The sequence below is a fragment of the Kitasatospora sp. NPDC057542 genome, assembly GCF_042801945.1.
Lineage (GTDB): Bacteria > Actinomycetota > Actinomycetes > Streptomycetales > Streptomycetaceae > Kitasatospora.
The window spans coordinates 1-1,717 of the sequence record NZ_JBHVFE010000807.1; the positions used below are offsets into that span (position 1 = coordinate 1).

The window sequence follows — 1,717 nt, forward strand, 5'->3', positions numbered from 1 at the left end:
GCCCTGGGCAGGGCACGGGCCGGCAGACGACCGGGAGCCACCGTTCCGGGTACGAGGCGGGCAGCGGGTGCGGTGGGCGGGTGGCGGGCAGGTGAGCGGGTGGTGGGTGGCGAGGGTGGGTGGGGGGAGGGGGGAGGGGCCCGGGAAATAGCGGCCGACCCGAGTCGGGGAGCGGGCACAATGGCGTAGAGATGGTCGGCCGTCCGGAACCGGACGGCCAGGGAATGGAGGCCCCGGGTGAGCGATCTTCCGCGCAAGGCAATGACCCGCACGGCACGGCTCGCTGCCCTGCCGCTGGGGATAGCCGGCCGCGCCACGCTCGGCCTGGGCAAGCGGATCGGCGGCCGTTCCGCCGAGGTGGTCACCGCCGAGCTCCAACAGGCCACCGCCGACCAGCTGTTCAAGGTCCTCGGTGAACTCAAGGGCGGGGCGATGAAGTTCGGGCAGGTGCTGTCCGTCTTCGAGGCCGCGCTGCCCGAGGAGGTCGCCGGGCCGTACCGGGCGGCGCTCACCAAGCTCCAGGACGCCGCTCCCCCGATGCCCGCCGCCAAGGTGCACACCGCGCTCGCCCAGCGGCTCGGCGACGACTGGCGCGAGCTGTTCCGCGAGTTCGACGACCGGCCCGCGGCCGCCGCCTCGATCGGCCAGGTACACAAGGCGGTCTGGCACGACGGCCGCACGGTCGCCGTCAAGGTGCAGTACCCGGGTGCGGGCGACGCACTGCTCTCTGACCTCTCGCAGCTGAGCCGGGTGGCCTGGCTGCTGGGCCCGCTGATCCCCGGGCTGGACATCAAGCCGCTGATCACCGAGCTGCGCGAGCGCGTCTCGGAGGAGCTGGACTACGAGCTGGAGGCACAGGCCCAGCGCCGCCACGCCGAGGAGTTCACGGGCGACCCGGACATCGTGGTGCCGGGCGTCGTGGCGCAGGCCGACCAGGTGCTGGTCACCGAGTGGATGGGCGGCACCCCGCTGGCCGAGGTGATCACGGACGGCACCCAGGAGGAGCGCGACCGCGCCGGGCAGCTGCTGGCCCGGTTCCTGTTCGCCGGCCCGTCCCGGACCGGTCTGCTGCACGCGGACCCGCACCCGGGCAACTTCCGGCTGCTGAAGGACGACGGCCCGGTGTCGGGCTGGCGGCTGGGCGTGCTGGACTTCGGCACCGTGGACCGGCTGCCCGGCGGGCTTCCCGCGCCGATCGGGGCCTCGCTGCGGATGGCGCTGGCCGGGGACGCGACGGGCGTGCTCCGGATGCTGCGCACGGAGGGCTTCGTGAAGCCCTCGATCCGGTTGGATCCGGACGCGGTGCTGGACTACCTGCTGCCGATCATCGAGCCGGCCGCGGTGGAGAACTTCCACTTCACCCGGCACTGGATGCGCGCCCAGGCGGCCCGGATCGCCGATCCGCGCTCGCCCGCCTACAACCTGGGCAAGCAGCTGAACCTGCCGCCGGCGTACCTGCTGATCCACCGGGTGACGCTGAGCACCATCGGGGTGCTCTGCCAGCTGGGTGCCAAGGCGCCGTTCCGCACGGAGATGCTGGAGTGGCTGCCCGAGTTCGCCGAGCACCCGTCGGCGAAGCCCACCAAGCCCACCAAGCCCGCTCAGCCGGCCCGTCAGGCCCGTTCGGCCCCCGAGTTCGCCGAGCCCGCCCGGGTCCGCAAGGACTGACGCCGGCACCGCGACAACGGCCGCAGGCCGCTCCCCTGCGACGGGGAGC

At 73.6% G+C, this 1,717-nt stretch carries 1 protein-coding gene; it reads left to right on the forward strand.

Annotation, left to right across the window (positions count from 1 at the left end):
• Nucleotides 1-237: 237 nt before the first annotated feature.
• Nucleotides 238-1,668 (forward strand): AarF/ABC1/UbiB kinase family protein, encoded by a 1,431-nt coding sequence (locus ACFU7Y_RS43700; protein WP_224284639.1) that lies wholly within the window; start codon nt 238-240, stop codon nt 1,666-1,668.
• Nucleotides 1,669-1,717 lie beyond the last annotated feature (49 nt).